Raw genomic sequence first — 24,718 nt, forward strand, 5'->3', positions numbered from 1 at the left:
CATGCTGCACCTGTCGGGGACTTGATGGGCATACTGCCGAGGGGCCGGATGCGACGTGTGATGAGCGCGGTGGATCGGTCGGTGTTCGAGCGGGTGGCCAAGGCTCCTGGCCGGGTGCGGATCCCGTGCTGCCACGGCTGAGTGCAAGCGCCAATCACGGCTGCTGTGGTTCGGCATCGCCGCCGACATGTGGGCCCTGGGCGGCGTGCGCGACAGGCACGGTGCGGTACGAGGAGTGGCCTCGCTGGCGCTGACGTCGGCCACCGTCAGCACGCTCGCCAAAGGCGCGGTCCGGCGCGAGCGCCCGGTACTCGACGGTGCCGGTAGTACGGCACCTGTCCCCACCAGCCGATCACCACCTCCTTTCCCTCCGGGCACGCCGCCTCGGCCGCTGCCTTCGCCACCCGCGTGGCGCTGGAGTCGCCCCGCTGGGCCGCGGCGCTCTTGCCGGTGGCAGCCTCGATCGCCCTCTCCCGCGACTACACCGGCGTGCACTACCCCAGCGACGTCGTGGTCGGCGCCGCCTTCGGCGTGAGTGCGGCCTTCGCGGTGCGGGGCTGGTGCCCTCGCGCTTCCAGCTGTCGGCGCCGACACGGCCCCGCATCGATGCACCGGCGCTCCCCGACAGGGAGGGGCTGATCGTGGTCGTCAACCCCTCCTCCGGCGCCCAGCCGCAGATCATGGACCCGGTACGGCAGTTGAGGACGGCGCTCCCCGAGGCCGAAGGCGTCTTGTACGAACAGGGCGCGGGACCGCTGCCTCAGGTACTGGTTGATGCGGCCGGCGAGGCCGCTGCCCGTGGAGGGGTACAGGGGGTGTGCGGTGGGGACGGCACCATCAACACGGCCGTGGGGCCCGCGCTGAAGTTCGGAGTGCCGCTGATGGTGCTGCCCGGCGGGACGTTCAACCACTTCGCCGCGGACCTGGGCGTAGAGACGGTCGCGGACGCCTGTGCCGCACTGGCCGTGCGCACCGCTGTGCGAGCCGATGTCGGCCGCGTCAAAACGCTGCGTCCGCGAGAGGGGAGCCCCGCGAGTGGTGCGGAGCCGGCGTACTTCCTCAATACCTTCAGCCTCGGCGTCTACCCGGAGCTGGTACGCCTGCGGGAACGGTGGTCGCCGCGCATCGGCGGCCCGCCCGCCACGCTGCTGGGCGTCGTCCATATTCTGCGCACCGCCCGGCCGCTGCGCGCCGCGGTGAACGGAAGACGGCACTCGATGTGGCTGCTGTTCGCCGGCAACAGCGCATACCGCAGCATGGGCGTGGCACCCGTGCGCCGCCACGACCTCGCCGATGGGCTGCTCGACGTGCGCATCGCGCACGGCGGACCCTTCGCCCGCACCAGGCTGCTGGCCACCGCCCTTGCCGGCGTCTTCGCCAAGACTCGCCTGTACGCGGCGGCACGCCCCACACGGCTGCTGATCTCGGATCTACCCCTGGACGCCCACCTGGCCTTTGACGGAGAAGTAGTCCCCGCCCCGTCGGCCTTGTTGCCGCTTCGCCCGTCGGCCCGGCATGGCGACGAGGGGTGCTGCGATGTTCCCCGCAGGTGACGGCGCTGCAAGGCCCGAAGTGGGCCGAAGGCCGTGATGGATTTGCCGCAGCCAACGGGGTCTGGCCAGCCCGTCGCTAGCCAGCAGCGGTCTGTCGCTTGGTGAAGCGGTGCCACCAGTGCTGGCGCCGGGGGTGCACGGCGCGGCCGAGCCGGCGGCCGATCAGCAGGTAACCCAGCAGGGCCCCCGTCGTGTTGAGCAGGACATCATCGATGTCGAAGGCCCGCCCGGTGATCAGGGCGCCCTGGACCAGCTCGACCACCGCCATCACCAGCGCGGTGACCGCTATGACGCGAACGAGCCCCCGGGCGCGGGGCGCGAGCACCGGGAGCAGCATGCCGAACGGCATGCCGAGAACAATATTGCCGCCGAGCTGCTTGACCGTGTCGCGGAATGCGGGTTGCGCGAGATAGTCGCGGATGGAATCACCCGGGCGCAGGTTGGTGTGTGTCAGCGGCACTGAGGCAGCCGAGGGCTCCAGCGTCAGCCGGGCAAGGAGCGCCGCGAAGACCACTGTCCCGGCGAAAGCCAGCAGCATGGCCACGGCGCGCCCCCATCTGGGGAGCGGGGGACTGCTGGGAACACTCCGTCTTTCTGATTCCTTCGTGGTCTTGTCGTGCCGCACTGTCCGTGCCATGACGAGCCCCCGATCAGGGTGGGTCTGCTTGCCCTCCCGTTACCCCCATCGAGGGGCCGTACGCGGTTCGCGGCGGTTCACGCGGGGTCCGTACGGCCGAACAAACCGGCATGTCCCGGCGGAAGTTGCGTGAGGATGCGGCGCAGCAGCCAGTCGTCGGCCACCTCCGCGACTGTGGCGAGCACCGCGGTGGCCGCGCGGCGGGCTTGCGTCACGTCGATGTCATCGCGTTCGGCGACCGCTTCGACGAAGCCCGAGGGCGTCAGGGGTCCACTCGCGGGCCGGACGTCGGTGAGCAGTGGGCCGCACTGCCGGGGCAGCAGGCTGGCGAGATCCGTGCGGTCATCGCCCACCAGGTGTGCCCCAAGTACCTCCAGCACGCTCTGTACCGCCCCGGCCGCCTCCTGCCGCATCTCGTAGCCTCCGCGCTCCTGGACCTGGCCAAGCAGCACTTCCACGTTCGCGTTCACAGCCGCTCCTTCCGTCGGTCTCGCCACCGCGATGGCCCCAGAGAGCTGGAGCACCACGCAGAGTAATCGCCCAACTACCCGCCACCGGGAGTGGTAATCCTCCCCCAGTCTGTGACGAGCCAGGGGGGCGGAGGGGCGGGTGAGGCGCGCACTTCACGAAAGGGCCCGTCAGAGAGGGGGCAGCGTGCCTCAACTCTGTGCATCTGGGCATGCGTCACGCGAGGGTCATGGGTGAACCCTCGTGTGATGCCGGTGGTCGAAGGTGTACAGAAAGACCCAGTGGGGTAACGGATCGTCACATCGCGCAGGCGGTCCGGCCGCCAGCGCCTGAGGAAGCGGAGCATGCAATGACGAGTCCGGTGAGGGACCATCCGCGCAGCCTGTCGCTAGATCGACATACGGCCCGCACCACGCCGACTCCGGCCCCGGCCGTTCCGACCGGCCTCCCCCGTTTCAGCGTTCTCGCCGATGTCGCGCCGGACGATGCCCGCGCCTTGTCCAAACCGCTGTTCGCACGTCTGGACGCGCTGGAGGAAGGCACCGCCGAATACGCCTACGTGCGCAACACGCTGGTCGAACTGAACCTCACCCTGGTGCACTATGCCGCCCGGCGTCTTCGCACCCGCGGCGAGTCACTCGAGGACGTGCTCCAGGTCGGCACCATCGGCCTGATCAAGGCGATCAACCGCTTCGACCCCACACGCGGGATCGAATTCCCCGCCTTCGCCCTGCCCACCATCATCGGTGAGATCAAGCGATTCTTCCGTGACACCACCTGGGCCGTGCGGGTCCCTCGCCGTCTCAAGGAGCTGAGCGCGACCCTGCAGAGCGCCACCGCACGTCTGGAGCAAGGCCTGGGCCGGCCCCCCACAGTCACCGAACTTGCCGAACACCTCGATCTGGAAACGGACGAGGTCGTCGAGGGGCTGGAAGCCGCCCGAAGCTACAGCACCATGTCGCTGGATGCACCGGCCGACGACGAGGCCGCAGACGCCCTGGCCGACCACATCGGCATCGACGACCTGGACCTGGAACGGATCGAAGCCCTGGTCGCCCTCAAACCGCTGATCGCCGCGCTGTCGGAGCGCGACCGGAAGATCCTTGCGCTGCGGTTCATCCACGACCTGACCCAGGCGGAGATCGGAGCCGAACTCGGCATCTCCCAGATGCATGTCTCCCGCCTGCTCGCCCGCACGCTGGCCCGACTGCGCAGCAGGCTGACCTCTCAGCGATAGCAGCGGCTCAGGATTCCGGAGGCTGTGGGACGCCTTCCTCGGGCATCCCGCAGCCAGGCCATGCCGACGAGGGGCGCCTCGCGAGGGAGTCGCCGGCCCTGCGGGAGCCGCCGTCCTCCCCGCATATACGCCCTGACACCGTCGGCTTCGACGAAGTCTTCGGGCATACGGTGCTTCCGCGGTTCGGCCCATCACTCATGCCAGTACCGAACCCGCCACGTGCCAGGGTGGTGAGTCCTGTGCTCCGGGCCATTTCTGGTGGGCGTGCGACGGCTGCAGGACCGTGTCGGCTACGTCGAGCAAGGACTGCCCATCACGCGCACTGACCTCCTGGAGCCATGCCAACCCCTCGGCAGTGGCGCAGTCTTCGCGGGCCGCGACATAGGCGGCGGCCTGGTGGATACGCGCCCAGCGCGCCGCGCGGGTGTCGGTGCTCCACACCGGGCGTCGGCAGTCGGTGGTGGCGTGCACGGGTCGCCAGCGCAGGAGTTCCTCCAGCGCGAGCGCGGCGGCGTGTTGCGCGTGGGTGATGTGGGTGTCGGTGACTCGGGTGCGCTCGGCGTAGTAGAGGCAGATCACCCCGATCGGCGTGTGGCGGGCGTGCAGCGGGAGCGCCAGCACGTGGTGGATGTCGGGGAGTTGCTCGGACAGGTGCGGGGTGGTGCGACAGGGGTAGTCGCGCAGGTCGGGTACGAAGACGGGCTGCATCTCGAGTGCGGCGCTGACCGAGGGGCCTTCGGCGCGGGTGAACTGTGCGGCCTCGGCCTGCAGGGCCGACTCGTCGGTGGCATGCAGCAGCTGCCAGTGCTCCAGCCGAGGCAACCAGGACAGGGCCGCCCGCTGCGCGCCCAGCGACTTCTTGAACACGGTACAGAGCCGGTTCGGCAAGGCTCGTCGGCCCACGGCTGCTGCGACCGCAACGTCATGCACGATCGATAGTGAATCCTCCGGCATGGTCCTCATCCCTTTCAGCCGCGCCCCATCATGGCCCGGCGGTCCCTTGGAGCAGGAGGCGACGGCTGTGCCCGGCGTCCGAAGGGGTGTGAGTTCGTCTACCACCCGAGAGGCCACCTCATGTGTTTCGATCCGGTTTCGGACCTCTGGGGTCCGTGCACGGTCCCGAACGCTCGCCTTCGGCGGCCGCCACGAAGCGTTCCAGGCAGACACCATGGGAAACACGCCGTCAACACTGGACATCACGCAACGCGTGCAGGGTAGACGTGCGGGTATGACCAGTCATGGGAGTACGCGGCAGGGCGAGGAGCCGCTGGTGGGTATCAGGGCTTACGCCGACGTCGAGCTTGCCCAGAAGCGACTGAGCGCCAGGGCGGCGGAGCGGCACCCGTACCCTCAGTACGCCAGCGGCGCGTCAGCGGCCTACCGGTGGGCGCTGGGATGCGCGGAACACTCGCCGGTCACTGGGGCAGGCGACGCGGAGGGTGCCCCGGCCCTTCCGGCCCTGACCGCCGAGGTGGACGCGTCCGTGGTACAGATGGAGGACCCCACCAGCCGGCCCGGCCCACGGGACTACAGCCGCGGGGTGCACGACGCCCTGGCCTGGGTGTGCGGACACAGCGATCACGCACCGTGAGTAGCTGGCGGTCACGCCCTGGGATCGCACTACGCGCTGAGGGCCGCTACTGCACGCGCCCTGCACCGGCCGCCGCTTCTTCTTCCTCTTCGTCAGGCAAGTGAACGTCGGTGACGGAGATGTTGACCTCGACAACTTCCAGGCCCGTCATCCGTTCCACCGCTGCGATGACGTTCTCGCGGACCTCCCCGGCGGTGTCGGTGATAGCGACGCCGTACTCCACGACGAGGGAGAGATCGATGGCGGTCTGATGCTCGCCGACCTCGACCTTGACCCCACGGGTGACGCTCGTACGCCCGCCAGGGACCATGTCGCGGACCGCGCCCACGGTACGGGCGAGGCCGCTTCCAAGGGCATGGATGCCCGGCACCTCCCGCGCGGCCATTCCCGCGATCTTCCCTTGTCCTTCGACCGCTGACGCTCCTGCGAGTCCGTGGCCTGCTCCGCTTCCTGTTCCATCTCCCGCGCCTTGGCACGCTGCAGGCCAGTTCGAGCAGGCCCTGATGGAGCTCGGCGCGTCGCTCGTAGCGGGTGCGGAGCCGTTTGAACTGGTGCAGCCAGGCGAAGGCTCGCTCGACCACCCAGCGCACCTTGCCCAGTCCGGAACCGTGGGCGACGCCGCGTCGCGCGATCAACGGCTTGATGCCCCGCTTCCACAGCAGGCGACGGTACTTGTCGAAGTCGTAGCCCTGGTCGGCATACAGGTGCCGGGGCTTGCGGCGGGGACGCCCCCGCAGACCCGGATCGACGGGACGGCTGATTCCCCCTTTGAGAGCCCGGACGTGCGACCCATCCACGGTGCAGTCGTCCAGGTCCAGCAGACCGGCGCGGCGAAGCTCGGTCAGCGGGGCAGCGTGCAGGCGCGGCCACACGCCGGCCTCGGTCCAGTCCCGCAGCCGGCGCCAGGCCGTCACCCCGGAGCAGCCCACCATCTCCGCGGGAACATCACGCCATGCGACACCGGTCCGCAGCACGTACATGACGCCGGCGAGTTCCACTCGGTCGGGAAGGCGCAGCCGCCCGGGGTGGCGATGGCGCCGTTCGGGAGCAGGCGGCAGCAGCGTGGCCACCCGCTCCCACAGGTCGTCAGGAACAAGATCAGCGCGCACTCCGGACACCCTGCCGACCAAGATCGTCGAGTACAGGACCCGCGGCTCAACTCATTCTGAAACGATCAGTCAATACCAGCGCGGCCGCGGAGGGAGCCATGCTGCCGGTCCCGCATGGCGGGGAAGCGCGTGGCCCAGAGCATCGTCAAGGCTGCCCGGCAGGAAGTCGGCCCCCCACGGGGGCTTGCCCTGGTCGTGGTCGTCGTGACCGTGCCCCTGCTCGCCCTCGTCGTGACCGTGGCCCTGCTCGCCCTCGTCGCCCTCGTGGTGGCCGTGGTCGTGATCAGGCTTTGCGGGTCCGGCGGGTCCAGCAGGCCCCGTGGGTCCGACGGGTCCTGCGGGTCCGGCAGGGCCGGCAGAACCGGTGGGTCCGGGTGCACCGTCGGGGCCGGGTGCACCGGGTACACCGGGGCTACCGGTGGGTCCGGGTGCACCGGTCGGGCCGGGTGCTCCGGTGCTGCCGTCGGGTCCGGGTGCACCGGTCGGGCCGGGTGCTCCGGTGCTGCCGTCGGGTCCGGGTGCACCGGTCGGGCCGGGTGCTCCGGTGCTGCCGTCGGGTCCGGGTGCACCGGTCGGGCCGGGGCTGCCAGTGGGTCCGGGTGCGCCCGTCGGGCCAGGCGATCCCGTCGGGCCGGGAGGTCCAGTCGGTCCGGGAGGTCCAGGCGGGCCGACGGCGCAGGCCGGCCTCGTAATGGTGTTGTTGTCCATCGTGACCGCGGCCTCACGCGCCAGGGCGCGGCCTTCGATCACGGCGCTGTTGTTCAGCGTGATGGACTGCATGGCCAGGATGGTGCCCTTGAACTGGGTGGTCGTGCCGAGGGTGGCGGAGCTGCCCACCTGCCAGAACACGTTGCAGGCATTTGCTCCGTTGATGAATTCCACGGAACTCGACGAAGCCGTGATCAGGGTCGAGGGGGTCCGGAAGATGAAGACGGAGTTGGGGTCGTTCTGGCCGTCGAGGGTGATCGTCCCGGTGAGTTTCAGGGACGCCGGGTCCGCCGGGGCCGTGTAGACGCCGGGCGCCAGCGTCCGTCCGCCGAGCTCGTCCGAATCGAGAATGGTCCCGGGTCCCCGGCCTGCCGCGTCGTCGTAGGCGACGATGAGGTCGGACTTCGCCTGACCGGCGGCGGCGTTGGGGAATACGCGTCGCACTCCGTTGATGATGCCGGGCGGGAAGCCGGTCACGTCTGTGCCCGGATAGAGCCCCAGGTCGCCGTTGATGACGGTGGGGTTCGTGTTGGTGACCGTCGAACCGGCCAGGACCCCGTAACTGGCGGTGGTCCCCAGCAACACGGGGGACTCTGCGGCATAGGCGTGGGTCGGGACCAGGGCGGCCGCCAGGAGCGATGCGGGGAGCAGGGCGAAGGCTCCCCGTTTGAGCAGATTGAGTTGCAGGCTCGAGACGGGTGGAGCCCACCGGATGACATCCAATGCCATGGCAGAACCTTTCTTGTCGCTGGTCTGGGCCGCCGGCCTGCTGCCTGTGCCGACTCGCAGGCTCACCCCGGGCAGGGGACGCAGATCTGCCCCTGCCGGAGGTGGTGATGCGGCGTCACGTGGGAGCATTCCCGCATGTTTCACAGCAATAGACTGAAAGTCAGATAAATCGTCTGCATGGGTGACGTGGCGTGAGGAAGTGAATCAGCCGTACGTCTGCGCGTATTTGTTGCGTCGTCCAAGCGGTCACGAGCCCATCTGGCCCACTGGTGGTGTGAGCGCCGACCGTAGGAGAGGTGATCCGCATCGCGTGTCGCCCCTCCGTGGGGGTCACGTCCCCTGTCGTGGTGTAGCCGATCACGGCCCGCCGCCTCTGGTCCGACAACTACCCGATGCCTCCGTGGCTTCCCGCAGGAACCAACGGCAGCGCGCCGACGCCTCCTCCAGGAGCGACTCATCGCACGCCGCCGCGCTCCTGCAGACCCGGGCCCGTCACCTGCTCCACCGAGGCATCAGTCCGGGGTCCGCGTCACCCCACGAAATTGCCGGTGACGGTGCCGCTCTTTGAGGGGGCCTCGCAGGCCCGGGGGGATTCAAGACATCCGTCACCGGCGTGAAGCGGCTCGAGCCCTTGCACGAACGACTTTGAACCGCCTACAGCTCGGATTAGGGGGGGTGCCCCTATCTCTTTGGCCAAGGTCGTGGATCAGGATTGCGGCATGACGACCTGGTTCCGGACCTACTACGAGGACGAAGATCTGTGGCTGTATTTCGAGGCCGATGACGAAGGCTGACCAGCGCGACAGGTCGAGGTCCGGGGGAAGGATTCGCGGCCAGTGACGGCGGCCTCTCTGGAAGAGGTCCTGCACTTGCGTGATCACGACGATCTCGCGGCGATGGTCCGCGCCGGAGCCGTGCACGGCAGGAGGGGCGGGCGACGTGAGGGTGGCGGGCAGTATCGGGGCGGTGCTTGAGGTGCTCGCACCTCCATCAACGCCTCCCGCTTGGTGCCGGGCCGGAGGCCGCCGCCCTGCTGCGCGGCGCCGGCTGTGCGCATGCCTAGCAGCTGACGCGAAGCTCCCCAACGTAGGACCGGTCCTCACCCACGCCACCGGGCCTGCAGGGAAATCGAGTCCCTGCCGAACCCGGAACGGTTCAGTAGATGCCGAGGAAGATTCCGCCGGGGGTGTTGAGGTCGTCGTTGTAGAGGTGGAACGCCCGGAGTGCCCTGGCGATCTCGTGCTGGGAGATGAAGGCGTCGCGGTCCAGGTCCAGGTGCTGGAAGACCACAGGGTTCTCGGCGCTGGAGACGCCCCAGAAGTTCAGGTACGCGGAGAACTCGTCCCGGCTGATCCGTTTGTCGCCGTTGGTGTCGAGGATCGCGAAGATGGCCCGCGCCAGGTCCTCCAGCAGCCCGGCCCGCTCCCCGTCGTAGCCCGCCGAGCGGTGCGCCGCGACGAACTCGTCCTGTGACAGGCGCTCCCGCCCAGGTTTCGACTGCGCCAGGAGTCCGAGCCACTGTGCCCAGTACGCCTTCTCCAACGCCTCGATCCTGGAGCTGCTGCGCGCGAGTTCGTAGCCGGCCGCGTACTTGTCCACGACTCGCTCGCAGTCACCCCACGTGACGAAGCCGTCTTTGTTCGTGTCCAGGACCGCGAACAGCCGCCGGAGCCTTCGAGTGACCGGATCCAGCATCGTCATTCTTCCTGCCCTTCCGAGAGGTGCATCATGTGCGTGCGTTCAAGCTCGCGAGGCGACAGCGCTCCGAGGCTTCGTCGTTCTACAAGAGTTCCCCGGGCGGTCTGAGGTTCACTCCCTCAGCGAGCTCGCGCCGCCTTCGCCGTCGACGCGCGTGAGGACGGCTGAGGACGACAAAGGAGCCTCTGGCGTTCAGGCTGTGAAGGGAGGGAGGCATCCTTTCGTACCCCCATTGCGTGAGGGGTCCACTGGTGCTCGACGTCTCGTCCTGGCCGCCGGCCCGGCTGTGAGGCGTTCCCCTTTCTCACGGCTACCGCGTGACGCAGAAGCGTCGGCGCGCGTGGTCGGCTTGCCCCCGACAGGTTCTTGCGGAAACCAGCGGCAATCGATTTGAAGCCCTCTGCCGGGCCGTAACGGACGCGGCGAGGCGTGGGTCAGGTAGGTCCGGGGGCGCGACGTCCCGCAGCGGACTGGCCGACTGGCCTTCGACACCGCTGCAGGCCGGCTCATCGATGCGCGGTCGCTCTTGCTACGGGCCTGGAGGATGCTTGCCTCTGGGGTCCAACCGGTAGTCGGGACAGTCACGGTTTTGACATACACCCGGGCCCCACACGGGAACGAAAACCCCGAGGGTCTTGTGGCGGTGGATTGCGGCCGGCACGGACTGCTTGCAGGTCGGACACGCGTACGCGCCGGCCTTACGCTTCATCTTGACCATTTCTTTACGATATGCCCGTTCTGTCTCGTCGGGAAGTGCCCTTCTTTCTGAGCGATCCAAGCGCGGGGGTGCGTCACCGTCCTGATCCGGTGAACCGGTGGCCGGCGGCTCCGGGTCATCCACCACAGGTGGTGCGCCGCGCACCCCGACCTGCTCGATGGTCGCGGAGGCGCCCTTGCGTTCGTCAGCTGGTTCCGGAACCCCTGCCGGTTCCGGTCTTCTGAGGCTGAGCACCACGGAACCTGTCAGGACGATGACGATGACGGCAAGGCTGATCGGTGAGGGGATTTCCGGGATGCTGGGGCTGATCAGCTTGTGGGACGCCTGGAGGATGAGCTTGACGCCGATGAAGGCGAGGATGATCGCCAGGCCCTTGCTCAGGTAGTGGAAGCGGTCCAGCATCCCCGCCAGCATGAAGTACAGCGCTCGCAGGCCCAGGATGGCGAACGCGTTGCTCGTGTAGACGATGAACGCGTCATCGCTGACCGCGAGGACGGCGGGGACGCTGTCGACGGCGAAGATCAGGTCGGCGGCCTCGATCGCGGCGACCACCGCGAGCAGCGGGGTTGCTGTCCATTTGCCGGCCTCCTTGACGAAGAACTTCGCCCCGGCGTACTCGTCCCGCACCGGGATGATCTTGCGGAGCATCCGTACGGCGAAGCTCTTGCCGGGGTCGAAGCTCTCCTCCTCGTCCTTGAGCAGCTTGTAGGTGCTGTAGAAGAGGACTGCCGCGAAGGCGAACAGCACGGCGGTGAAGCGGCTGACGACGGCCACGCCGAGGGAGAGGAAGATCCCGCGGAATACGAGGGCTCCGATGACACCGAAGAACAGCACGCGGTGCTGGTATGCGCGAGGCACCTTGAAGTACGCGAAGATCACGGCGAAGACGAACAGGTTGTCGACAGAGAGGCTTTTCTCCAGCAGCCAGGCCGTCGTGTATTCGGTGCCGGCGGTGGTGCCGAGGACGAGGAAGACGACCCCGCCGAAAATCAGGGCGAGGCTCACCCACAGGCCGCTCCAGGCGGCAGCCTCCTTGAACCCGATGACGTGCGCGGTGCGGTGGGACAGCAGGTCTACCGCCAGCGACACCACCACCGTCGCGGCGAACGCCCCCCACAGCCAGAGCGGGACCTCAAGCACGCCAGCAACCCTTGCCATGGCCCGCGCGATGTACGCCGGCCCATACATCGGAGTGTGCGGCATGACGCCTGCGAGAGCACGTGGAGCCGGCCTCGGCGCCACGAGGGCGCCCCGGCGCGATGTCGGTTGGGCCGGACAGGCCCGGTCCGTGGACTTCGGCGCGCGGGCTGACCCGTTACGGACGGTGAGGATGCGGATGTTGGCGAAGTCAGCGTGTCGGGATCCACCTTGAACGACAGGCGCAGCCCGCCCTCCCCTTCCCCGGCCGGAGGCGGGCCTGGTAGGCGATGGTGAAGGCCCTGATCCAGTTGCCGCCGCGTGCGATGCGCCGGAACTGCTCCTCGACCATGTTCGGTTTCTCGAACCGCCAGAGCGAGGTCCGGGTCACCTCCTCGTTGCGGGCGACTTCGAAGACGTCCTCGTCCGATGCCATGTCCCGAAGGGCGGCCAGCACGCTGCGGCGAATGTGGTCGCCGGCCTGGCGCAGCCGCTCGTAGCAGGTGTCGGCCTGGCCGACGGAGAAGAAGTCCTCACCCAGCATCGTGAACTCATCCGGCAGCTGCACGGCGGATTCTTCGCGCCGGCCCGTGCCGAGATCACCGATCTTGACGACGCCGATCTCGTGCCGCGCACCCTCCTGGATGATCTTCAGATGGAACATGCTCCGGAAACCGAAGTCGTCCCAACCGTCCCGGACGAGCACCGCCACAGGACGCGGACCGGCGGGTATGCGGTCCTCCCGGTCGACAATCACGAACCGCACAACCGTCCCCCGGCTGCTCACACCGGCCTTCAAGACCCCGGCCCGGCGGCTGATCGCTCGGGCCAGCCGACCCTACGGCCCCCTCCGCCCGGCTTCGGAAAGCGCTCGGTCTGGGTCAGCCGGTGCCGGTGATACGGGCGATGAGGAGGGCGATGTCGTCGTCGGCGGAGGCGGGCACCAGGTGGGTGAGCAGGCTGTCGCACAGCCTGGACAGGGACGGGGCGGGCTGGGCGAGCAGGTGTGTCAGTTCGGCCAGGCGATCGTCGATATCGCTGTCGCGGGCCTCGATGAGGCCGTCGGTGTACAGCACGAGGAGGCTACCTGGGGGCAGGGTGAGGCCGGTGGTGGTGAAGCGCGTGCCGCCAACCCCGAGGGGGACGCCGGGCGGCACGTCGAGGAGACGCACCGTGCCGTCGGGTGTGACGGCGGCGGGCGGAGGGTGGCCGGCGCGGGTGATGTGGCAGTGCCCGCTCGCCGGGTCGACCACAAGGTAGAGGAAGGTGACGAGCATCGGCTCGGCCAAGTCCTCCAGCGCGGCCTCCAGATGGTGCAGCAGGTCCTCGGGGGCGAGGTCGAGGCGGGCGAGCGCCCGGACGCTGGCGGAGAGGCGGCCCATCACCGCCGCGGCCGCGGTGCCGTGGCCCATCACGTCGCCGATGACGAGCGCGGCCCTGCCGCCTGCCAGGGGGATCACGTCGTACCAGTCTCCGCCGACCTCGTTGACGTCGCTGGCCGGCAGGTAGCGGTGGGCGACCTCGATCCCCGCAGGCGGGGTGATGTGCTGCGGAAGCATGCTGCGCTGCAGCACCAGGGCGGTGTCGTGCTCGCGGTGGTAGAGGCGGGCGTTGTCCACACACACCGCTGCCCGGGCAGCCAGCTCGCCAGCCAGGGCGACCTCGTCCTCGGTGAACGGGCCGAGTGGTCGGATGCGGTAGAAGGTCGCCAGCCCCAGCACCATCCCGCGGGCCAGCAGCGGGGCCATCATGAACGAGTGCACCCCCAGCTCAAGCAGCTGTGCGGGCACGGTGGAGTGGCGGGCCGCCGGGGCGATGGCCGCCTCGTCGAGCTCTGCGATGACGAACGGCCCGCGCTCTGCCAGGGCCTGGGTGTAGGGCGCGTGGGCGGGGAAGGTGATCGTGCGCCCCAGCGGGGCGAGGGCGGCCGTGATACGCGATCCGGTCAGGGGGGCTTTGCCCAGGCGGCGCAGGGCCGTGCCGCCCATCAGGCCCGGGCCGAGGTCACTACCGGAGGCCAGGGTGTCCAAGACGTCGACGGTGACGGCGTCGGCGAGATCGGGCACGGCGACGTCGGCGAGTTCCTGCGCGGTCCGATCCAGGTCCAAGGTGGTGCCGATCTTGGCGCTGGCCTCGTTGATCAGGGCGACGTGGCGGCGTCCGGCCTCGGCTTCGAGCTGCGCCTGCCGCAGAGCCGTGATGTCGATCAGCGTCGCGATCAGTCCGATCGGACGGCCGTCTCCGTCCTCCAGCCGGACGTACGACCCGGACCACACCCGGTCGTGGTCGGGATCGGCCGGAGTACGGCCAACACGGCGCAGATCCAACGCCGGCTCCCCGCTCTCCAGGACCTGCCGCATCGCCCGCTCCAGCTCCGCAGCGTTCACCTCCGGCAGGATCTCCACCAGGCGACGCCCCACGTGCGCGGCCTGCGGCAGCCCGTTCATGACCTCCAAAGCGGGGTTGACCCGAAGGAACCGCAGCTCGGTGTCCAGGACCGCGATCCCGACCGGGGAGCGGAAGAACATCCCCTCCCACACCGCCGAAGAGCCCCGGATCCGCCTCGCGTCATGGGCTTCGACAGCGAACACCAGCACAGTGGTCCCGCCGCGGTGCCGGGCCGGGACCGGGCACGCCCAGATCTCGAGCTCCAGCGGCCGCCCCTCCCTGTGCCAGGCGGTCACCGTACCCATCACCCCGCGCCCGGTGGCCGCGCCCTCCCACAACGACCGGCCAAGGCTCCGGTCCGCATCCGGGTGCAGCAGGTCCGCGATATGCCGCCCGAGCACTTCGTGCGAGGTGTAGCCGAGCAGGTCCTGCGCGGCGTGATCCCACCGCACGATCCGCCCGTCCGCGCTCGTCGCGACCACCGCAACCGGCAGCGAACCCAGCCACCCGCCTGCGTCGCGTGCCGGGCTGGTGGTCACCTCGTCAAAGAGCCCCTGCTCCATCGCCACACTTCCAGAACAGCCCCCGGCGCGACCGCCGCCCTCCTCAGTATGAGCTCCCGCTCACATCCACGACATCCGGACGCAGAGCCGGCCTTCTCGGGGGCCAAGCAAGGCGCCCGCCCACGTGCTGTGGCGGGGCCGCATGGGCCCAATGGGATCGACGACGAGTGGGGGAAATGATCAAGCCGAGCGTCGAGGGCTTGAGGCATCCGCGCAGGCAGGGTTGGACGTGTAAGCAGATCGCCGCGGAGTACCGCATGGAGACGGGCGAGGTCTACATGACGCTCAGAAATGCTGATTTCAGCCGTGCGAGGACGACATCTGCCCGTAAAGGCTCGGACAACCCGGACAGCGCGTGTACCCACCGACGCCCCGGTCCCGGACGCCGTCCGCTCAAGGGCGGTGCTGCCTGACGCCGTGCTGCTCATCGGGGCGCGCCTCCACCGATGGTAGGGCGCAAGCGGATCATCGGCGTCGATGCGGGGCACGGCGCGGGACGGCTCGTCCGCAGGCCTGGGACGGCTGTGCCTGCCCATGCTGGCAGAAGGCGCCGCAGGCGTGCCCGTCTGCCGCCAGTGCCCACTGCCCGGGGCCGGCCGTTTTCAGCTGCCCGCGGCGCGGCCCGGACCGCGTCGAGCAGCGGACCTCGCGCCCCGGCGCCACGATGGAGCAGTACGCGGACGCCCCTGCGGACCCACCGATTCCGGAGGAGGTCCATGGTGCCCAGTACGGCTCTGGCCCTCGGAGCGCTTCCCGCGCGGCTGATCGTCCTGCCAGGCGTGTACCGCCCGCAGACCCACACCTGGCTCCTCGCGGAGGCCCTCTCCCATGAGGAGATGGACGCAGCCACCGACGTCCTGGACATCGGCACCGGAACGGGCGCCCTCGCACTGTCCGCGGCGCGTACCGGGGCCCGCGTCGTCGCCGTCGACGTCTCCTGGGGCGCGGTGATCGCCGCCCGGCTGAACGCCTTCCGGCAGCAGCTGTCGCTGCGGGTGATGCACGGCGACTTCGCGAACAGGACTCAGGGCCGGCGCTTCGACATCGTCGTCGCGAACCCGCCCTACGTCCCCTCGGCACGGCCCCGGCTTCCGGCGCACGGGGCCGCCCGCGGCGGGTACGGGGAGGGGTTCGCGCAGTGGCTCGGGGACGGTCTCGGCGTGTCAGAGGCTGCCAGGGTGGAGATCGAGCGGTTGTTCGCGCTGCCGGGCCAGGTGTGGCGGACGACGACGGCGTTCGGCCTCGCCCTGCTCGCCGTGTTCGGCCTCTCGTTCGGCACCGTGGTACAGAGCGCCTACGAGAAGGTCTGGGATCTACCCCCGGCCCGCTGGTGGGCCCGGTGGCGGCACGTACCGTGGCTCACGGTCCTCATTGCGGTCCTCTACCTATTCGCGATCCCCTCCGGCCGGCACCATCAAGCTGATCGACACCGCGGAGAAGAAGGTCTACGTCGACCGGACGAAGGACCAGATCAGGGACGCCCCCGAGTTCGACGAGGCCGCGTACGGCGGCGAACCCACCTACCTTGAGCAGTTCGCCCGGTATTACGGCCAGCCGCATATGTAGGAGCGGACGAGCCCAGCCCGTTCACAGCCGGGGGCTCCACCCCGCGGACGGCGCCCCCGCCTCCTTGGTGGTAGGCGGGGGCTGCCGACTGCCGACGACGCACTGCTCGCCGGGTCTACTTCTCGGGATCCAGGGAGTCGCTGACGCCCTTGGCGCGGTCACGGACCGCGTCGCCCGCCTCCCGGGCCTTGGCCTTCATCTGGTCCGTCTTGCCTTCCGTCTCCAGGCGCTTGTTGCCCGTCGCCTTTCCGGCGGCTTCCTTCAACTTGCCCTTCGCCTTCTCCGTACCCTTGCCGGCCATTCGGACCTGCCCCTTTCCTGTGGATTCATCCCCTAGGTCACGCTAGTCACGCACCGGGAATCCCGCCCGTCGACGGAACGTCGCGACGGGGACATGGGACTGTGACGCCCTGGCGCCTTCCTCGCCAAGTCGCTGAACGCCTCCTTCAGAACGTGGTGCAGGGGAGCCGCCAGCGTCTTCTGTGCCCCGGACATATCCACGGGTGTGTACCGGCGCAGACGGCCCGCCGGGCGTGGCGCACGGCGGGCCGGCTTCATGCCATGCATCGAGTGCCGCGGCAGCCTCCTCGAAGGCGCCGAAGGCCATCGCCGGCTCGCACATAGCGTCCGGCGCCGCCGCTACCTGCTGTCCCTCGGCCCGCCACCTGGCAGCGTCTCCTCACCTCCAGCTGCCCCGTACCCCTTCCCCCTCGCCGGGCTGCTCCTCGTACGGCTGTGTGACCGCGTCGAAGCCGGGCTGAAGTCCGCCGCGGCCGACCGATGGAAGGGGCTACGACGCCTGGCCCGCTACGGGCCGGCCGCCACACCTCGGCATTCGTCCTGGTCGTGGGGCTCGGGTGGAGCGCCGTCAACACCGGGCATCTGGTTGCTGTGAGCGACCATCTCAGGGGTCGATGGTTGGCCTCCGGCGGCGCCGACTAGCTCGCCTTCGTGCCCGCGATCAGCACGGCACTTTCCCGTGCTGGTTTGGTGCTGACTGAAGTCCCGTGTCAGCACTCCTGCCGACCTCTCCGTCGTCGTCGGTGCGACGAACCCGACCAGCATCGGCCTGCTCTTCGAGGTCCACGGCCACCCCGAAACACGGCGGAGCGACGAAGGGCCGGCGCGTCCGCCGCGACGGCGGAGAGAACCGCGACGGCCTGAACCGTCCCGAGGTGTAGACCGCCGCTGTTTCCGGAACCGGGGACCGCGGCGCCGAGCGGCGGGCCCGGCCCGTCGTACCACCCGGAGTGCACGTGCAGCACCAGCTCGTTGTCATTCCCGCCCACGCGGTGGTCGTTGACGACCCGACATGCCTGGGGCCCTGATGGCTCTCTGGCTCCGCGGAGGCAGTCGAATGTGGAGAAAGTGAGGAATTCGCGCATGCAGTGTGAGAGGTTCGAGCTGCCCTGCTTCATTTCCGTCGGGAATTTCCTCATGAGCCTGTGGCGAACGGCTCGTCGTATCGCTCGAACTCGTCGGTAACTCATTGCGGAGCCCGAGTTTCTCGCCCGCGCACGGTGTTGACCTGCCCAAATGCCGTGGGACCGTGGCGGCTTAAGGGCCTGGTCGCGAGTGCGTGCGAGCGAGGTATGGTCGAGCCCGTTCGAACGTTCGAGTGCTGTCGCATATCAAGTGCGGTGCGTGTCATTGGCTTTGAAAGCTGGGGTGAAACGCCGGGAATTCCGATACGGAGAGGAAGGATGGGGGCGCACTCGGACCCCACGTACGCAGACGACCGAAAGATGCTCGAGGCGAGGCAAACCGATGGATGTTCCGACCCCTACGTCCGCCGGTGGCGACAGGTCCGGCGACAGTTCCGGCGGTGGCAGTCGGAGCGCCGGCTGGTTCGGAACAGACCCGCAGCATCACCGGAACGGGCAGCGCGGCGGCGAGCGGGATGGTCAGGAGGACGGGCACCGGGACACCGAGGGCCGCATGTCCGGCAGACCCTTCACCCGGATACGCCTCGTGGGCAGCGGCGCCGACCGGAGCCGCACGGCACCTGATTCACCCGCCCAGGTTCCGGCTCAGCGGCAGGGCCCGACCCAGGCCGCCGCCCCGACCCCGGCCCCGGCCCCGGCCCCGGCTCCACCTCCGTCCCCGGCCTCGGAGGACACGTCCGACGTAGGCCTCCTGCGGCGCACCATGGCCGAGATCGAGCCGATCGCCGACAAGGTCACCTCGCACTTCTACGCCCTGCTCTTCCTCCGCCACCCCGACCTGCGGGCACTCTTCCCCGCTGCCATGGACACCCAGCGCGACCGACTCTTCAAGGCGCTGCTCGCTGCCGCGACCCACGCGGACGACACCGCCACCCTGACCGCGTACCTGTCCCACCTGGGCCGCGGACACCGGAAGTACGGCACCCTTCCCGAGCACTATCCCGCCGTCGGCGAATGCCTCATCGGCGCCCTCTCCCGCTACGCCCCGCGGAGCTGGGGGCCCAGGGCCGAGTCCGCCTGGGTGGCCGCCTACACCACGATCTCCCAGATCATGATCGACGCGGCGGCCGTGGACGCGCTGCGCGCCCCCGCCTCGTGGCAGGCGGAGGTGGTCGCCCATGACATGCGTACGCCCGACATCGCCGTCGTGACGGTCCGGCCGGACCAGCCGTACCCCTTCCTCGCCGGGCAGTACACCGCCCTGGAGACCCCCTGGTGGCCGCGCGTCTGGCGGCACTACTCCTTCGCCGGCGCACCCCGCTCCGACGGCCTGCTCTCCTTCCATGTGAAGGCCGTGCCGGCGGGTTGGGTCTCCAACGCCCTCGTGCACCGCGCCCGCCCGGGGCACGTCATCCGGCTCGGTCCTCCCGCCGGATCCATGACCGTGGACCACAGCACCGACAACGGGCTGCTGTGCCTCGGTGGCGGCACCGGCATCGCGCCCATCAAGGCCCTGGTCGAGGATGTGGCTCAGCACGGCCGCCACCGCTCCGTCCAAGTGTTCTACGGAGCCCGCCGGGGCCACGACCTGTACGACATCGAGACCATGCTCCGGATGCAGCAATCGCACCCCTGGCTCTCCGTCCGTCCGGTCGTGGACGACGGCCCAGGCGGGGGCTTGGGCGCCCGGCTCCCGGAAGCCGTGTACGAGTACGGCCCGTGGCACACCTACGACGCGTACCTGTCGGGGCCGCCCGGCATGATTCGCCGCGGCGTCGACACATTGGTGGACATCGGCATACCCGCCCACCGCATACGGCACGACTCCATCGAGGAACTGGTCGGGGCAAGGAATTGAGTACATTCGAACGCGAACAGGCCGGGCTCCGGCAGGCGCCGCCGGTACGCACCACTCGCCCGGGGAGCGACGGCGAACATCGGGTCCAGCAGCGCATGGGCACCACCGAACGCGCCGACAGGTTCTACGCCGATCAGGTGCTCGACCGGCTCAACACCCGGATGCGGGAGTTCGCGGCACGGCAGGAGATGTTCTTCCTGGCGACCGCCGACCGGCACGGCGAATGCGACAACACCTTCCGGGCCGGGCCGCCCGGATTTCTCCACGTCCTGGACGACCGGACCCTCGCCTACCCCGAGTACCGGGGCAACGGCGTTCAGGCCAGCCTCGGCAACATCGAGGAGAACCCCCACGTCGGCATCCTGATGATGGACTTCCTCCAGGACCGCATCGGACTTCACGTCAACGGCACGGCGCGGATCGTCGCCGACGACGAGATGCGCCGTACGCACTTCGGCCTCGCGTACGACCCCGTACCGGGCCGTCGTGCTCAGGTCTGGGTGGAGGTCGCCGTCGAGGAGGCGTACATCCACTGCGCCAAGCACATTCCCCACCTGCGGAAGGTGCCCCCACACGACACCGGCCGCGCGTGGGGGACGGACGACTTCAAGCGCAAGGGTGGCGACTTCTTCCGAGCCGCCGCCGAAGCGGCCGAGCGTGGCCCGTTCCTGCCCCCGCCCCGCGCGGATGCGGCCATCTGGCGAGCGGAGGCTGAAAGGGTGCTGGAACGGGCCGAGCGGCGTGCGGCCGCGGCGAAGGAACAGACGTTCAGCGGCTGGTTCAGCAGAAACGTCTCCGCCTGACCTGACCCCTGCCGATCCTCCGTCGCGCGTGCGGCATGTCCGACTCCGTCGCGACACTCGTCGACGGCAAGCCGCACAAGGTGAACGGCTCGAAACTCGACCCCAGGGGGAACTCCTCGACACCGTGGAAGAGCTCCTCCCTCCCGACTCGCCGTTTGCGCCGCGGCCGTCGGAAACGGTCCTCTCCATGGATGCGCCGGCACCCGGTGCTGCTGTCCACCGTCGTGGCCGCCGGCCTGGACGCGGGCGCTCGCAGGCTCACACTCCATGCGGTGAACCAGCCCACGACCCCGATTCCGGCAGACCCGGAATCGGGGTCGGGACCTTCGCGTGCGCGAGGCCGGTCGGGCGCCTATCCCAACGGGCCGGGCCCGGTGTCGAGCCCCAGGCGTCGTGCGTCCCGCTCCGGACGGATGGCCGTGAGGGCGAAGGCGCCGGCAGTGAGCATCACGGCGCCGGCGACGAGGAACGCGGTGGTGTAGCCGGCGGCCGGGGTGTCGGCCGCGTCGATGAGGTGGCCGGTCAGGAACGGTGCCACGAGGCCCGGCAGGGTGCCGATACCCGCGACGATGCCGAAGACGGCGCCGCGCTGGGCAGGAGGGACGACCTCCGCGGTCGTCATGTAGTGGAGGGGAATGGCGATCGCGATGCCGCCGAAGGCCAGCGCGATCAACACGAGCCGCGGACCGGACGCGTCGACGAAGGGGAACGCCGCCATCGCGCACCCGGCCGCGCACACGGCGATACTCTGCGCCGCCCCGCTGGACCAACGGCCGCTCACCCCACGGGACTTGAGCGCGTCCACGAACGGCGACACCGCCAGCAGCAGTACGAGGCCGAAGCCGGACATGACACTGATGGCGGTCGCGGAAGCCGCCGTCGACATGTCCATCTGCGTCCTGAAGTAGGCGGGTAGCCAGGCGTGGCTCAGGGACAGTGCCCACGCCGCTCCGAAGGCACTGGCGATGCTGCCGAGTACGGTGCCGGTCAGCAGGATCCTGCGGTACGGGAGCCTCGGCCCGCTGGTTCCGGTGGCCGTGTGCTTGTGGTCGTACGGGCCGTCGTGGCCCACGCGCCACCACACCAACGCCCAGGCCGCGCTGACGGCGGCGAGGACGGCGTAGGCCGAGCGCCAGCCGAAGCCGTCGATCAGCCAGGTGACCACGGGTGCCGCGATGAGCGTGCCCAGGGCCGCGCCGCCGATCTGGAGGGCCGAGGGCAGGGCGCGGCGCTCCGGCGGGAACCACTTGTACAGGGCGTGCATGGACATCGACGCCGCCGGTCCCTCGGCGGCGCCGAGCAGGATGCGGCCTGCCATCAGGGTCGGGACCGTTGCCACCACCAGGACCGGGAGCTGGGCCACGGCCCAGACCACGGTCATGACGAAGAGCAGGACCCGGCTGGAGATGCGGGTGGAGACAAATCCGACGAGGAGTCCGGAGACGCTGAAGAGGAAGTAGAAGGAGCTGGAGATCAGGCCGTAGGTGCTGTTGCTGAGGTCGAGTTCCTCCATGATCGGCACGGCGGCGAGGCCGAGGACCGACTTGTCGGCGAAGTTGATGACCATGAAGGCCACGATCATCGCCATGATCAGCCAGGCTCTGCGGCGGTCGGGTGCCGGGGCGGCGAAGTGCCGGGGCGGCGCGGCGGCGGTACGGGGTGCCATGGGGCGACTCCTGCGGATGCGGGTGGAGCAGGGGGTCGTACAGGTGGGCGGTCGTCCCCCGAGGCCGCGGGCCCGCTCGCCGAAGCGGGGGCCCGCGGCACCGCCCGGGGCGCCAAGGGGTCGGTCAGATCAGGCCCTTGGCGATAGCGTTCTTGTGGATCTCGGTGGTTCCGGTGACGATCCGGAACATCCGCAGGCTGCGGAAGATCTGCTCGACCTCGTGGCCACGGGTCAGCCCGGCCTTGCCGTGGATCTGGACAGCCTGGTCGGCGACGCGGAAGGACGCCTCGGAGGTGAACAGCTTGCACATGTTGGCCTCGACGGAGACGTTGTCTCCCCGGTCGGCCTTCGCGGCGGTGGCCATCACCATCGCGCGGGCGGCGTAGATCTCGGTGGCCATCTCGGCGATCTTGTGGTGGATCGCCTGATGGGCGAGGAGCGGCTGGCCGAAGACGACGCGGTTCATGGCGTACTCCACTGACAGGTCCCAGGCGCGGCGGGCGGCGCCGATGAGGGACGGGCAGTGCAGCAGGCGGTTGAGGGTAATGCGGCCGATGCCGATGCGCAGGCCCTGACCGACCTCGCCGAGGAGGTTCGAGGCGGGGATCCGGCAGTCCTCGAAGACGAGGTCGCCCTCCATCTGCTGCCCGGACATGGGGACTTCGCCATCGAGAACCGTGCAGCCGGGGGTGTCCAGGTCGACGAGGAACGCGCTGTACGCCTCCTCGGTGCCGGCCATGCGGGCGACGACGATCGCGAAGTCCGCGAAGGGAGCGGCGGAGCTGAACACCTTCTTGCCGTTGAGGACGTAGCTGTCCCCGTTCGGGGTGGCGGTCGTCGTCATGCGGCGTACGTCGGAGCCCGCGTCCTCCTCCGTGATGGAGAAGCAGCAGGCCCGCTCGCCCCGGACGACGGGCATCAGGTAGCGCTCCCGCTGTTCCTCGGTGGCGTACTTCACGATCGCGCCGACGCGCAGCGGGCCGCCCATGTCGCCGAGCACCGAGTGGGAGAGAGCGGCGCCGGAGGCGGTCAGCTCCTCTTTGAGGGCGCACAGTTCGTAGAAGCTCAGGCCCTGGCCACCCAGTTCGGGCGGCAGGCTGATGCCGTAGAAGCCGAGTTCCGCGCTGCGCTTCCAGACGTGTTCGAGGGAGGTGCGGTCGAGCCTGGTCTCCGCGGTGATGCCGTGCTCGCGCTCGTACGGGATGAGCTCGTCGGCCAGGTAGGTGCGCAGACGGACGACGAGGTCCTGGAGGCGCGGATTGTCGTCGTAGGAGGGTTCGAGGGTGAAGGGCATGCCAGGTCCTGTTCAGTTGACGCGGCGCTCGGCGCCCGCCCAGTAGCGGTCGCGGATGGCGCGGCGGTCGATCTTGCCGTTGGGGTTGTGGGGCAGGGCCGCGACGAAGTCGACCGAGCGGGGCTTCTTCATGCGGGCCAGGTGCTCGGCGCAGAAGTCGGTGAGGTCGGCTTCCGTGAGGGTGGCGCCGTCGCGCGTCACGACGACCGCCTTGACGGCCTCGCCCCACTGCTCGTCCGGGACGCCGACGACGGCGGCCTCATAGACGTCGGGATGCTGGTGCAGGACGGACTCGACCTCGACGGCGTAGATGTTGAACCCGCCGGAGACGATCATGTCCTTCTTGCGGTCGACGATGAATACGTAGCCGTCGGAACGGCGGCGGGCGAGGTCGCCGGTGAGGAACCAGCCGTCCCGGAAGGTCTCCGCCGTGAGACTCGGCTCGTCGTGGTACCTGGGGACGACATCGGGGCCTCGGACGGCGATCTCTCCGATCTCTCCGTCGGCGACGGGCTTTCCGCTGTCGTCGACGATGGCGACCTCGGCCTCGGCGAGCGGACGGCCGCAGGACAGCAGCAGCTCCTCGTCCTCGCCCTCGATCGCGCGCCGGTGGTCCTCGGTGGAGAGGAAGAGCACGCCGGAGGTGGTCTCGCCACACCCGTATCCCTGGGAGAGGACAGGGCCGAAGAGGCCCCAGGCGGCCCTGATCCGGGCCGGTGACATCGGCGCGGCGCCGTAGATCAGCTGGCGCAGGCTGGAGAGGTCGTAGTCGCGGGCGTTCGGCAGCGCGAGCACGGTGTTGACCATCGTCGGCACGACGAAGGCGTGGGTGGCGCGCTCGCGCTGGACGGTGGCGAGGAACTCCTCGGCCTCCCAGCGCGGCAGTACGACCGCACAGCCGCCGGCGAAGAAGATGCCCATCAGCGGCATGCCCGAGGCGTGGGTGACCGGCCCGGCCAGGATCTGCCGGTCACCGGGGCCCACCCGGGTGTCGGCGCTCATCACCGACTTGCGCATCAGGGCGAGCCGGTTGCCGTAGGTCTGGACCGCCGCCTTGAGCTTGCCGGTGGAACCCGAGGTGAAGTGCAGCACGGCGATGTCGCCCTCGTCGCACTCCGCCTCGACGGGTTCCGGCTCGGTGCCCGCGAGGGTCTCGGCGTAGCCCGGCCCGAGATCGCTCGGGCCGTCGTAGCCAAGGACGCTCTTCACCCCCGTACCGGGCACCGCGGCGCGGGCGATATCCAGATGGGCCGCGTCCGTCAACAGCACCCGTGCGTCCGACTCTGCGAGCAGGTGGGCCACTTCAGCGGTGCCGAGCCTGGCGTTGATCGGCGCGCGGGCCAGGCCGGCCTTGTAGAGGGCGACTTCCGTGACGACCAGTTCGGCACGGTTGCCGGCGAGAGTCGCCACGCGGTCGCCCCGGCTCAAGCCGAGTGCACGCAGGGCCGTCGCGAGCCGGTCGCTGTGGTCGTCGAGTTCCGCGTACGTCAGCCGGACGGGTCCGCAGACCACCGCCTCGGCATCGGGTTGGTGGCCGGCAGTCCGGCGTACGTACCGCCCGAAGTTCATCGCACCTCCAGAGTTTCTGAACACTGTGTCCGGTACCAAGC

General features: G+C 69.6%; 17 protein-coding genes and 3 pseudogenes. 6 read left to right on the forward strand and 14 right to left on the reverse strand.

The genetic code is table 11. The features are described from left to right. The first annotated feature begins 48 nt into the window (after positions 1 to 48). A pseudogene (locus tag OG357_RS38890) lies at positions 49 to 1,553 on the forward strand (bifunctional phosphatase PAP2/diacylglycerol kinase family protein). 76 nt (positions 1,554 to 1,629) lie between these two features. On the opposite strand, the gene OG357_RS34710 reads toward OG357_RS38890, so the two are convergent. Beyond that, positions 1,630 to 2,190, reverse strand: coding sequence for a VanZ family protein (locus tag OG357_RS34710; RefSeq protein ID WP_329624882.1), 561 nt, complete (start codon positions 2,188 to 2,190; stop codon positions 1,630 to 1,632). Between the two features lie 77 nt (positions 2,191 to 2,267). Next, positions 2,268 to 2,660, reverse strand: coding sequence for a DUF2267 domain-containing protein (locus OG357_RS34715; protein ID WP_329624883.1), 393 nt, complete (start codon positions 2,658 to 2,660; stop codon positions 2,268 to 2,270). Between the two features lie 347 nt (positions 2,661 to 3,007). Here OG357_RS34715 and OG357_RS34720 point away from each other — a divergent pair, with 347 nt between their 5' ends. Continuing rightward, on the forward strand, positions 3,008 to 3,895 hold the full coding sequence (locus OG357_RS34720) for a SigB/SigF/SigG family RNA polymerase sigma factor (RefSeq protein ID WP_329624884.1): 888 nt from the start codon (positions 3,008 to 3,010) through the stop codon (positions 3,893 to 3,895). Positions 3,896 to 4,090: 195 nt separating this feature from the next. Here the strand turns inward: OG357_RS34720 and OG357_RS34725 are convergent, their stop codons facing one another. Further along, positions 4,091 to 4,849 carry a GAF domain-containing protein gene (locus OG357_RS34725; RefSeq protein WP_329624885.1) on the reverse strand — a complete coding sequence of 253 codons (759 nt, stop codon included), beginning with the start codon at positions 4,847 to 4,849 and terminating at the stop codon, positions 4,091 to 4,093. Positions 4,850 to 5,165: 316 nt separating this feature from the next. Between OG357_RS34725 and OG357_RS34730 the strand changes: the two genes are divergently transcribed. Beyond that, positions 5,166 to 5,486 carry a hypothetical protein gene (locus OG357_RS34730; protein WP_329624886.1) on the forward strand — a complete coding sequence of 107 codons (321 nt, stop codon included), beginning with the start codon at positions 5,166 to 5,168 and terminating at the stop codon, positions 5,484 to 5,486. Positions 5,487 to 5,532: 46 nt separating this feature from the next. On the opposite strand, the gene OG357_RS34735 is transcribed toward OG357_RS34730, so the two are convergent. The 7 genes and pseudogenes from OG357_RS34735 to OG357_RS34765 form a co-directional block, all read right to left on the reverse strand. After that, positions 5,533 to 5,991, reverse strand: coding sequence for an Asp23/Gls24 family envelope stress response protein (locus OG357_RS34735; RefSeq protein WP_443066837.1), 459 nt, complete (start codon positions 5,989 to 5,991; stop codon positions 5,533 to 5,535). Next, a pseudogene (locus tag OG357_RS34740) lies at positions 5,960 to 6,595 on the reverse strand (transposase); the annotation flags it as partial. The pseudogene OG357_RS34740 and the gene OG357_RS34735, both read right to left, overlap by 32 nt. Before the next feature lie 69 nt (positions 6,596 to 6,664). Beyond that, the gene (locus OG357_RS34745) at positions 6,665 to 8,032 is read right to left on the reverse strand and encodes an ice-binding family protein (protein ID WP_329624887.1); all 1,368 of its coding nucleotides are present in this window, start codon (positions 8,030 to 8,032) and stop codon (positions 6,665 to 6,667) included. A 1,155-nt stretch (positions 8,033 to 9,187) separates the two neighbouring features. Further along, positions 9,188 to 9,733, reverse strand: coding sequence for an EF-hand domain-containing protein (locus OG357_RS34750; RefSeq protein ID WP_329624888.1), 546 nt, complete (start codon positions 9,731 to 9,733; stop codon positions 9,188 to 9,190). 907 nt (positions 9,734 to 10,640) lie between these two features. Continuing rightward, positions 10,641 to 11,588: pseudogene (locus OG357_RS34755) on the reverse strand (TerC family protein); the annotation flags it as partial. Positions 11,589 to 11,796: 208 nt separating this feature from the next. After that, complete coding sequence (locus OG357_RS34760) at positions 11,797 to 12,351, reverse strand: hypothetical protein (protein WP_329624889.1); 555 nt, start codon at positions 12,349 to 12,351, stop codon at positions 11,797 to 11,799. Between the two features lie 115 nt (positions 12,352 to 12,466). Continuing rightward, positions 12,467 to 14,512: a SpoIIE family protein phosphatase gene (locus OG357_RS34765; RefSeq protein ID WP_329624890.1), complete on the reverse strand. Its 2,046-nt coding sequence runs from the start codon at positions 14,510 to 14,512 to the stop codon at positions 12,467 to 12,469. A gap of 740 nt (positions 14,513 to 15,252) precedes the next feature. Here OG357_RS34765 and OG357_RS38895 point away from each other — a divergent pair. Further along, positions 15,253 to 16,065, forward strand: coding sequence for a methyltransferase (locus OG357_RS38895; protein WP_443066772.1), 813 nt, complete (start codon positions 15,253 to 15,255; stop codon positions 16,063 to 16,065). Positions 16,066 to 16,217: 152 nt separating this feature from the next. Here OG357_RS38895 and OG357_RS34780 read toward each other — a convergent pair whose 3' ends face one another. Continuing rightward, positions 16,218 to 16,403, reverse strand: a complete 186-nt coding sequence (locus tag OG357_RS34780; protein WP_329624891.1) for a CsbD family protein — start codon at positions 16,401 to 16,403, stop codon at positions 16,218 to 16,220. Between the two features lie 1,466 nt (positions 16,404 to 17,869). Here OG357_RS34780 and OG357_RS34785 point away from each other — a divergent pair. Then, positions 17,870 to 19,345, forward strand: coding sequence for a globin domain-containing protein (locus OG357_RS34785; protein WP_329624892.1), 1,476 nt, complete (start codon positions 17,870 to 17,872; stop codon positions 19,343 to 19,345). 95 nt (positions 19,346 to 19,440) lie between these two features. Next, entirely contained in the window at positions 19,441 to 20,148 is a 708-nt protein-coding gene (locus OG357_RS34790; RefSeq protein ID WP_329625788.1) for a pyridoxamine 5'-phosphate oxidase family protein, read from the forward strand. A 352-nt stretch (positions 20,149 to 20,500) separates the two neighbouring features. Here the strand turns inward: OG357_RS34790 and OG357_RS34795 are convergent, their stop codons facing one another. The 3 genes from OG357_RS34795 to OG357_RS34805 all read right to left on the reverse strand — a co-directional run bounded on the left by OG357_RS34795 (position 20,501) and on the right by OG357_RS34805 (position 24,677). After that, a complete protein-coding gene (locus tag OG357_RS34795; protein WP_329624893.1) occupies positions 20,501 to 21,814 on the reverse strand; it encodes an MFS transporter in 1,314 nt (437 codons plus the stop codon). 124 nt (positions 21,815 to 21,938) lie between these two features. Next, on the reverse strand, positions 21,939 to 23,108 hold the full coding sequence (locus tag OG357_RS34800) for an acyl-CoA dehydrogenase family protein (RefSeq protein WP_329624894.1): 1,170 nt from the start codon (positions 23,106 to 23,108) through the stop codon (positions 21,939 to 21,941). A 12-nt stretch (positions 23,109 to 23,120) separates the two neighbouring features. After that, positions 23,121 to 24,677 (reverse strand): acyl-CoA synthetase, encoded by a 1,557-nt coding sequence (locus tag OG357_RS34805; protein ID WP_329624895.1) that lies wholly within the window; start codon positions 24,675 to 24,677, stop codon positions 23,121 to 23,123. Positions 24,678 to 24,718: the final 41 nt, after the last annotated feature.

It is taken from the genome of Streptomyces sp. NBC_01255, from assembly GCF_036226445.1.
Lineage (GTDB): Bacteria > Actinomycetota > Actinomycetes > Streptomycetales > Streptomycetaceae > Streptomyces.

Bases quoted from the DNA above. Each gene is read 5' to 3' on its own strand.
- OG357_RS34745 (WP_329624887.1), bottom strand. From the start codon at position 8,032: ATGGCATTGGATGTCATCCGGTGGGCTCCACCCGTCTCGAGCCTGCAA.
- OG357_RS34725 (WP_329624885.1), bottom strand. From the start codon at position 4,849: ATGCCGGAGGATTCACTATCGATCGTGCATGACGTTGCGGTCGCAGCA.
- OG357_RS34750 (WP_329624888.1), bottom strand. From the start codon at position 9,733: ATGACGATGCTGGATCCGGTCACTCGAAGGCTCCGGCGGCTGTTCGCG.
- OG357_RS34795 (WP_329624893.1), bottom strand. From the start codon at position 21,814: ATGGCACCCCGTACCGCCGCCGCGCCGCCCCGGCACTTCGCCGCCCCG.
- OG357_RS34805 (WP_329624895.1), bottom strand. From the start codon at position 24,677: ATGAACTTCGGGCGGTACGTACGCCGGACTGCCGGCCACCAACCCGAT.
- OG357_RS34785 (WP_329624892.1), top strand. From the start codon at position 17,870: ATGGATGTTCCGACCCCTACGTCCGCCGGTGGCGACAGGTCCGGCGAC.
- OG357_RS34710 (WP_329624882.1), bottom strand. From the start codon at position 2,190: ATGGCACGGACAGTGCGGCACGACAAGACCACGAAGGAATCAGAAAGA.
- OG357_RS34720 (WP_329624884.1), top strand. From the start codon at position 3,008: ATGACGAGTCCGGTGAGGGACCATCCGCGCAGCCTGTCGCTAGATCGA.
- OG357_RS38895 (WP_443066772.1), top strand. From the start codon at position 15,253: ATGGTGCCCAGTACGGCTCTGGCCCTCGGAGCGCTTCCCGCGCGGCTG.
- OG357_RS34790 (WP_329625788.1), top strand. From the start codon at position 19,441: ATGGGCACCACCGAACGCGCCGACAGGTTCTACGCCGATCAGGTGCTC.
- OG357_RS34780 (WP_329624891.1), bottom strand. From the start codon at position 16,403: ATGGCCGGCAAGGGTACGGAGAAGGCGAAGGGCAAGTTGAAGGAAGCC.
- OG357_RS34800 (WP_329624894.1), bottom strand. From the start codon at position 23,108: ATGCCCTTCACCCTCGAACCCTCCTACGACGACAATCCGCGCCTCCAG.